5 protein-coding genes and 1 pseudogene are annotated in these 8614 nt (G+C 74.8%); all 6 read right to left on the bottom strand.

The genetic code is table 11. From position 1 onward, the window contains the following. Positions 1-6: 6 nt before the first annotated feature. The gene (locus tag OIK44_RS13300; protein WP_273671235.1) at positions 7-2952 is read right to left on the bottom strand and encodes a response regulator; all 2946 of its coding nucleotides are present in this window, start codon (positions 2950-2952) and stop codon (positions 7-9) included. Next, positions 2949-3980: a chemotaxis-specific protein-glutamate methyltransferase CheB gene (gene cheB / locus OIK44_RS13305; RefSeq protein WP_273671237.1), complete on the bottom strand. Its 1032-nt coding sequence runs from the start codon at positions 3978-3980 to the stop codon at positions 2949-2951. Before cheB ends, OIK44_RS13300 begins: the two co-directional genes overlap by 4 nt. Beyond that, positions 3977-5998 carry a hybrid sensor histidine kinase/response regulator gene (locus tag OIK44_RS13310; protein WP_273671238.1) on the bottom strand — a complete coding sequence of 674 codons (2022 nt, stop codon included), beginning with the start codon at positions 5996-5998 and terminating at the stop codon, positions 3977-3979. The genes cheB and OIK44_RS13310 overlap by 4 nt, the downstream gene beginning before the upstream one ends. Positions 5999-6014: 16 nt before the next feature. Further along, positions 6015-7484 carry a HAMP domain-containing methyl-accepting chemotaxis protein gene (locus OIK44_RS13315; protein WP_273671239.1) on the bottom strand — a complete coding sequence of 490 codons (1470 nt, stop codon included), beginning with the start codon at positions 7482-7484 and terminating at the stop codon, positions 6015-6017. Between the two features lie 2 nt (positions 7485-7486). Then, on the bottom strand, positions 7487-8011 hold the full coding sequence (locus OIK44_RS13320) for a chemotaxis protein CheW (protein WP_273671240.1): 525 nt from the start codon (positions 8009-8011) through the stop codon (positions 7487-7489). Continuing rightward, positions 8008-8614 (bottom strand): annotated as a pseudogene (locus tag OIK44_RS13325) (hypothetical protein); the annotation flags it as partial. The pseudogene OIK44_RS13325 and the gene OIK44_RS13320, both read right to left, overlap by 4 nt.

An 8614-nucleotide genomic window follows, 5' to 3' on the forward strand; every position in this document is an offset into this window, starting at 1 on the left:
CCCTCCTCAGTTGCTGTCCGGCGCGTCGTGCTGGCGCAGCGCGCGCGCCACTTCGCGCAGTAGTTGTTCACGGTTGAAGCTGCCCTTTTCCATGACGCGCACGACCTGCCCGGCCAGCCGCTCGCGCTCGGCATGGCCGACTGCGCCGGCGCTCAGCACCAGCGTCGGCGTGTGCGCCGTGTGCGGCAATTGCTTGAGCGCGTCGATCAGCTCGAAGCCGCTGATGTCGGGCAGCAGCAGGTCGACGATGATCAGGTCGGGCGGCTCGCTGCGCGCCAGCGCCAGCGCCGCCTGGCCGTCGGCCGCGCACAGCACCCGGTAGTTGAGTCCGGCCAACTGCGCCGTCACCGCGTCGCGCGCGGCGGCGTCCTCGTCGACCAGCAGCACGGTCGGCGCCGCCTGGCCGGCGCCGGCCAAGCCGAGGGCGGCCACGGCCTCGATCAGCGCGCCGTGCCGGATCGGCTTTTGCAGCAGTTGCGCCGCGCCCAGCGCGCAAGCCTTGAGTTCCTCGGCGATCAGCGAGACGATCAGCACCGGCGTCGGCGCCAGCAGCGGGTTCGCCTTGATCTGCTCCAGCACGTCCCAGCCGCTGGCGCCGGGCAGCACCAGGTCGAGCGTGATCAGGTCGGGCGCGCCCTGCTCGGCCAGCGCCAGCGCGGCGGCGGCGTCGCCGGCGACGGCGACCTCAAAGCCGATGCTCTCGAAGTGCAGGCGCAGCAGCTCGACCGCCTGGGCGTCGTCCTCGATGACCAGCACGCGCCGCCCCGCCGCCGGCGTCTGCGCGCCGTCGCCGGCCAGTTCGCGCCACGGCAGCCACAGCGAGAACTGGCTGCCCAGGCCGGGGCCGCTGGCGACGCCGACGGTGCCGCCGTGCAGCGCCGCCATGCGGCTCACCAGCGCCAGGCCCAGGCCGCTGCCCTCGTGCTGGCGCGCCATCGAGGAGTCGAGCTGGCGGAAGGTCTGGAACAGGTGGCCCAGGTCGGCCGCCTTGACGCCAATGCCGTGGTCGCGCACGCGCACCTCCAGCCATTGCTGGAACTGGCTGCGCGGCAGCGGCAGCACGCGCGCCGTCATGCCGGCCGGCGCGTCGCGGCCGATGTCGGCGCGGCCGACGCAGTGCGCCGACAGCGTCACCTGGCCGCCGTCGACGCTGAACTTGACGGCGTTCGACAGCAGGTTGTAGGCCATCTGCTTGAGCTTGCGCAGGTCGAACATGGCCGGCCGCCCCGCCCCGCAGGGCTCGAAATGCAGCGCGATGTTGCGCTTCATGGCGCTGTCGACGACGATGTTCAGGCAGCCCTGCAGCAGCGCGTCCGGCTCGACCGGCTCCAGGTCCAGCGTCATCTTGCCCGCCTCGACCTTGGACAGGTCGAGGATGTCGTTGATCAGTTCGAGCAAGTGCTTGCCGCTGGTGACGACGTGCCCGATGCACACCTGCTGCTTCTGGCTCAGCGGGCCGACGACGCCGCCGCGCAGCAGCTCGGAAAAGCCGATGATGGCGTTCAGCGGCGTGCGCAATTCGTGCGACATATTCGACAGGAACTCCGATTTCAGCCGGCTGGCCTCCTCCAGCTGGCGGTTCTTCTCGGCGATCTCGCCCTGGCGCTCCTGCAGCGCGCGCACCGCCTCCTCCAGGTCGCGGTTCTTCTGTTCGAGGATGGAGAGCAGCTCGGAGCGGCTCTCGGCCAGCTCGCGCGCGGCGCGCATCTCGGCCGCCTCCAGCTCCTTGGTCATCAGCTCGGCGCGGATGCGCCGGCTTTCGTCCTCGAACTGCTTGCGGCGCAGCTGCGCGCGCACGCGCGCCTTGAGCACGTCGAACTCGCTCGACTTGAGCACGTAGTCGTCGGCGCCGGTGCCCAGGCCCTCGATCATCGCCTCGCGGTCCTCCATCGCCGTCAGCATGATCAGCGGGATGTCGCGGGTGGCCGGGTCGGCCTTCAGGCGGCGGCAGGTTTCGGTGCCGCCCAGGCCGGGCATGATGCGGTCGAGCAGGATGCAGTCGACCGCCTGCGCCCGCACCATCTGCAGCGCCTCCTCGCCGGAGCGCGCCAGGATCACGTCGTAGCCCTCGCCGAGCAGCACCTCGGCCTGCGCGTGCAGGTAGCTGGGGCTGTCGTCGACGGCCAGGATGCGCGTCGCGCTGAGCGGGCTGACGGCCGGGTCGCGGGCGCCGCCGCCGGCCTTGCGCAGCACCGCCTCGACGCGCGCCAGGACCAGTTCCAGATCCTCGTCCTTGCGGGCGAAGGCGTCGGCGCCGGCGTCCAGGGCGCGCAGCTCGGCGCCCTCGTCCTCGGCCGCCGTCAGCAGGATGCAGGGAATGTGGCGCAGCGCCGCGTCCAGGCGCAGCTTGCGCACCACGCTGTGGCCGTCGATGCCGGGCAGCACGCCGTCGACCACCACGGCGGCCGGCCGGTTCAGCGCGACGCTGCGCAAGCCCTCCTCGCCGCTGGCGGCGGTGACCACCAGGTAGCCCTGCGCGCGCAGCGCCTCGCCCAGCTGCTCGCGGAAGGTGGCGCTGTCGTCGATGACGAGGATCGCCGCCGCCTGCGGCGGCGCCGGCGGCGCCGGCGCGGCGGCGGCCAGCAGCGCGCGCGCCCGCGCCACCACGTAGTCGCGGTCGTAGGGTTTGCCGACGTAGTCGTTCGAGCCCATTTCCAGGCCGCGGATGCGGTCGCGCACCTGCGCCTCGGACGACAGCATCAGCACCGGCAGCCCGGCGCAGCCGGGCCGGCCGCGGATCTCGCGCAGCAGCTCGACGCCGTCGCCGTCCGGCAGCATGACGTCGAGCACCACCAGGCCGGCGCCGTGCGTGGCCAGGGCCTGGCGCGCCGCCGCCAGCGTGGCGCAGCAGACGCTCGGCAGCGCCGCCTCGGCGAAGGCCTCCTCCAGGTCGGCGCGCACCGTCAGGCTGTCGTCGACGATGAGGATGGGCGGCCGGGCGGGCGCGTTCATGGCGTCTGCGCCAGCGCCACCAGCGCCGCCCCGATGTCGGCCAGCGGCAGCACCTGCTGCGCCGCGTTCAGCAGCGCCGCCTCGCGCGGCATGCCGTAGACCACGCAGCTGGCCTCGTCCTGCGCCAGCGTGGCGCCGCCGGCGGCGCGCACCGCCAGCAGGCCGCGCGCGCCGTCCTGGCCCATGCCGGTCAGCAGCGCGGCGATGGCGCCGCCGCCGCACTCGCGCGCCACCGACTCGAACAGCACGTCGACCGAGGGGCGGCAGGAAAAGCGCTCGGGGCCGTCGTCGAGGTAGAGGCGCTGGCCGCGCAGCAGCAGGTGGCGGCCGGGCGGCGCCAGCAGCACGCCGGCGCCCAGCGCCATGCCGTCCTCGGCCATGCGCACGCGCTGCCGGCTCTGGCCGTCGAGCCATTCGGCGAAGGCGGCGCCGAACGGTTCGCCGATGTGGATGACGATGAGCACCGGCAGCGCGAAGCCGGCCGGCAGGCTGCGCAGGATCTCCACCAGGGCCTGCGGCCCGCCGGTGGAGGCACCCAGCGCCACCAGGCGCGGCGCCGGCGCGTCCGCGCCGCGCGCCGGCAGGGCCGCCGGCAGGCGCGGCTGGCGGCGCCCGCGCATGTGGGTGACGACGCGCACCCGCGCCACCAGCTTGAGCAGCGCGACGAAGCGGGCTTCCCAGTCGGCGTCGCCGGCCGCGCCGGGCTTGTCCATCACCTCGACGGCGCCGGCGGCCAGCGCCTCGTAGGTCTTGAACAGCTCGCCGCGGTTGACCGAGGCCGAGACGACCAGGATGGGGGTCGGGCAATAGGCCATGATGAACTCGGTGGCGGCCAGCCCGCTCATCACCGGCAGCATCATGTCGAGCGTGATCGCGTCCGGCCGCAGCGCCTGGCACAGCTCGATGGCGCGCTTGCCGTCGGCCGCCTCGCCGACCACCTCCAGCGCCGGGTCGCGCGCCAGCACCTCGCACAAGTGCCGGCGCACCGTCAGCGAGTCCTCGACGACGAGGATGCGCAGGCGCTTCACCGCGCCACCAGCGCGCCGACGCGGCGCAGGAAATCGACCTGGTCGAACTCGCCCTTGACGATGTAGGCGGCCGCGCCCGCCTCGGCGCCGCGGCGGCGGTGCTCCGGCGTCTCGCACGAGGTCACCAGGATGCCGGGAATGTGCGCCAGGCGGGCGTCGGCGCGGGCCGCCTCCAGGAAGCCGAAGCCGTCCATGCCGGGCATTTCCACGTCGACCAGGAACAGCGCGTAGGGCGCGCGGCGCGCCATCGCCAGCCCCTCCTCGGCGCTGGCGGCCAGCGCCACCTGGAAACCGGCCGACTCCAGGATCGAGCTTTCCAGCATGCGCGTGGTCAGCGAATCGTCGACGATCAGGATGGTGCCGGGCGGCGCCGCCGCCGCGGCGGCGCCGCCGTCCGCACGCCGCGGCGCGCCGGCCAGCGCGTCCGGGTCCAGCACCAGGCGCGGGTTGCCCTCGCCGTCCAGGTGCAGCCCCAGCACCGTGGCGTCGGCCGGCGCCAGCGCCGGCAGCGCGCGCAGCACCACGCTGTCGATGCCGCGCAGGCGCGTCACGGCCAGCGCCGTCAGCGCCGCGCCGGACTGGACGATGACGGCCGTCAGCGCGCGCGGCGACCAGCGGTGCGCGCCCTTCTCGCGCAGCCCCAGGCTGAGCGGACGCAGCGGCAGGGTCCGGCCCTGGTGGACGATGGCGTCGCCGTCGGCGCCGCGCACGATCTGCTCGCGCGCCACCCGCAGCGTGCCCTTGACGGCGTCCAGCGGCAGCGCCAGCACCTGGCCGTCGGCCTCGACCATCAAGACGTCGAGGGCCGCCAGCGACAGCGGCACGCGCAGCTCGACCAGGCAGCCGCGCCCGGCCTCGCTGCTGGCGCGCACCTCGCCGCCCAGCTCCTGCATGGCGGCGCGCACCACGTCCAGGCCGATGCCGCGCCCGGCCAGCTCGGTGACGACGCGGCTGGTGGTGATGCCGCCGCCGAGCAGCCGCGCCAGCAGGCCGGCGGCGTCGTAGCCGGCGATCTCGGCGCCGCTCGCGCCGCGCTCGGCCAGCACGCGGCGCACGGCGTCGAGGTCGATGCCGGCGCCGTCGTCCCGGCACTGGAACCAGACCCGGTAGCCGCGCCGCCGCACCTCCAGCGTGATGCGGCCCGGCCCCGGCTTGCCGGCGGCGGCGCGGCGCGCCGGCGCCTCGATGCCGTGCGCCACCGCATTGCGCACCAGTTGCATGAGGGCGCCCTGCACGGCGTCGAGCACGGCGCCGTCGATGCGCAGCTCGCCGCCGCTGGCCTCGAACAGCACCTGCTTGCCCTGGCTGTGGGCGGCGTCGCGGGCGCAGCGCTCCAGCGCGTGGAACACCCCGCCGACCGGCACCAGGCGCAGCCGCTCGGCGGCGTCGCGGCTCTGGCGCAGCTCGCGGTCGATGCGCTCGGCGCCGCCCGCCAGCGCCCGCTCCAGCCCCGCCGCCAGCGCCTGCAATTGCTCCGCCAGCGCGGCCGCGCGGGCCGGCGCCGCCAGGTTCTGCCGCAGCGCCTGCGCCAGTTCGGCGACGTCGTCGAGGCGGCCGACGTGGCGCCGCAGCGCGGCCAGCTCGCCGCCGATCTCGCCCAGCCCCTCCAGCAGCGCGTCCAGTTCCAGCGTGTCGGCGCGCGCGGCGCGCTGGCCGGGCTCCGGCGCCGCCACGGGCGGCGCGGCGGCGGACGGCGCGGCCGCCTCGGGCTGCGGCAGTTGCGCCAGCAGCGCGGCGATGGCGTCGAAGGCGGCCAGCAGGCTGTCGGCGCGCTCGCGCGGCAGCGCCGCCGCGTCGCGGTAGGGCGCCAACTGGTCCTCGACGCCGTGGATCAGGTCGGCGATGCCGGCCTGGCGCACCACCCGCGCCGCGCCCTTCAGCGTGTGCGCCAGGCGCAGCAGGCGCGCCACCTGGCCGGCGCCGCCTACGCCTTTTTCCAGTTCGAGCACGCCCTGCCCCAGCTGCTCGACCAGCTCGTGCGCCTCGACGCGGAAATAGCGGTAGGGGTCTTTTGCCATGGCGGCCCGGCTGCCCTTAAGCGGCCTGCGGCTGGATCAGCCGGCGCAGGTCGAGCGACAGGCCGGCCAGCTGCGAGGCCGTCAGCAGGGTCTGGCTGGAACTGGTTTCCGTCTCCTGGGTCGCCTGCGCCACGTCGGTCACGGCCACGCGCACCTGCTCGGCGGCGCTGGCCTGCTGCTTGGTCGACAGCTCGATTTCGCGCGCCGCCTCGGTGGTGGTGGCGACCAGGCCGGCGATCTGCTTGAACGCCAGCGCCACCTCGGCGAACTGGCGCGCGCCGGCGTCGACCGCCTTGGCGCCGCCCTCGGTCGCCATGACGGTGGTGTTGACGGCGCCGCGCACGTCGTCGATCTGCGTGCGGATGCCCTTGGTCGAGGCGGCCACGCGGTCGGCCAGCTTGCGGATCTCCTCGGCGACGACGGCGAAGCGCTTGCCCGCCTCGCCGGCGCCGCTGGCCTCGATGGTGGCGTTGATGGCGAGGATGTTGGTCTGCTCGGCCAGCTCGGCGACGATGTCGAGCACGGCGCCGATTTCCTGCGACTTGCGGCCCAGCTCAAGCATATGGCTGACCACCAGGTCGATCTGGCGGCGGATCGCGGCGATCGCCTCCTGGCCCTTGTCGACGGTGCCGCCGCCGGTGCCCGCCGCGCCCGCCGTCTGCTCGGCGATCTGCGCCACGCGCTGGGCGCTGTCGGCGATCTGCCGCGACGTCGCCACCAGCTCGCTGATGGTGGTGGTGATTTCGGTCATCGCGCTGGCCTGCTCCTTGGCGCCCGAGGCTTGCTGGCTGGCGGCCGCCTGCAGCTCGGCCGACGAGCTTTGCACGTGGCCGACGGCGGCGCCGATCTGCCGGTTCAGCGCGCGCGCCATCAACACCGCCACCAGCAGCGCGAAGCCGACCATCACCGCCGCCAGCAGCGACATGGCCAGGATCGCGTTGTCCGAGGTGGCGCCGGCCTGCTGCCGGGCCTCCGCCAGCAGGCGCTCCTCGCGGGCGATGAAGGCGCGCATATTCTTGTCGAGGCTGTCGCGCAGGGGCAGCATCTTCTGGTCGAACGCGCGGGCAATCAGCTCCGGCTTGGCGCGCGCCGCCGCCAGCGCCATGATCTCGTCGGCGTTGCGCATGTACTCGACGTGGTCGGCGTCGATCGCCTCCAGCAGGCGGCGCCCCTCGCCCGTGTAGACGGTGGCGCGCAGCCGCGCCATGGTCTGGGTGAATTCGGCGCGCGCCACGCGCAGCTGGGCGGTCAGGTCCGGATCGGGCGCGATGACGTAGCCGCGCACCGTGGCGACGATGCGCTCGGAGCTGGTGTGCACGCGCTCGGTGTCGAGCAACAGCTGGGCGTTGACGTTGATGACGCGCTCCTGGCTGCTGACGGCGCTGCGCAGCGCATACACGGCGACGCCGCTGATCAGCAGCACGAAGGCCACCATGACGGCGTAGCCGGCCACGAGTTTCTGGCTGAAGGTCCAAGTTCTGGTCATGCTCAGGCGCTCCTTTGTCGCGACGCCAGATCGGCCTGGCGTCGTATGTCATCGAACAGGGCAGGCAACTCGATCAGGGGGCGCGCGCCGAGCTCGCCCTCGACCGTGGCCCACGGCCGCGCCGCGCCGGCCGGCATGATCTGCTCCGCTGCGGCCGTGAAGTGGTTTTCGAAGGCGTCGAAGGCCAGCGCCAGCGGCTGCGGGCCGCGCACCAGCACCAGCCAGCGCGGCGCCGCCGCGCGCTCGTGGCCGAGCAGCGCGGCCAGGTCGTAGACGGGCGCGACCTGGCCGCGGAAACCGCTCACGCCCAGCAGCGCCGGCAGCGCGCCCGGCAGCGCCGTGATGTGGCGGTCGGCGTGCAGGCCGGCGATCTGCGCCAGGCGCAGCGCGTAGGCGCAGTCGCCGGCGCGGATCGCCAGCAGCGCCAGCGGCGCCGCCGCGAGCGCCGCCGGCGCCTGCGCGAAGCCGTCGTCGAACTGCCGGCGCAGCGCGTCCAGCGCCTGCCCCGCCGCCGCGCCCGGCCTCACGCGCCCTCCCCGAAGGCGGCCAGCTCGGCGCGGCACAGCGCGATCAGCGCCTCGCGCTTGAAGCCGCCGCCGAACAGCAGCAGCCGCGCCGGGTCTTCTTTTTGCAGCAGCAGCAGGGCCTGGGCCAGGTCGCGCCGCGCCGCCTCGCGCTCGCCCTGGCGCCGCGCCAGCAGGCCGATGTGCAGGCGCGGCATGGCGAATTCCGGGTCCAGGTAGGCGGCGCTCTGGTTGTGGCCGAGGGCGCCGGCGACGTCGCCGGCGCCCTCGCGGCACAGCGCCAGCACGTAATGGGCGCCGGCGTTGAGCTCGTCCTGCGCCAGCAGGCGCCGGCACACCGCCTCGGCCTCGGCCAGCGCGCCGCTGTGGCTCAGCGACACCGCCTTCAGCAGCAGCACGTCGGGGTCGTCGGCGTGCTCCAGCGGCAGGCCGCCGAGCTGCTCCAGGGTCTGCGCGTAACGCTCGTGGTGCAGATGCTCGCGGGCGCGCCGCAGGTCCGGGCCGGCCGCGGCGGCGGGCGCGGCCGGCCCGGCGGCGGCGCCGCCGCTGGCCAGCACGTCGATGCGGCGGGCGGCGCGGTCGATGGCGTCGACCCAGCCGGCGCCG

Origin of the sequence: Janthinobacterium fluminis (assembly GCF_028595325.1) — a bacterium.
Classification (GTDB): domain Bacteria; phylum Pseudomonadota; class Gammaproteobacteria; order Burkholderiales; family Burkholderiaceae_D; genus Janthinobacterium; species Janthinobacterium fluminis.

Excerpts from the sequence above, each read along its gene's own strand:
- OIK44_RS13300 (WP_273671235.1), bottom strand. The coding sequence starts at position 2,952 with ATGAACGCGCCCGCCCGGCCGCCCATCCTCATCGTCGACGACAGCCTG.
- OIK44_RS13310 (WP_273671238.1), bottom strand. The coding sequence starts at position 5,998 with ATGGCAAAAGACCCCTACCGCTATTTCCGCGTCGAGGCGCACGAGCTG.
- OIK44_RS13315 (WP_273671239.1), bottom strand. The coding sequence starts at position 7,484 with ATGACCAGAACTTGGACCTTCAGCCAGAAACTCGTGGCCGGCTACGCC.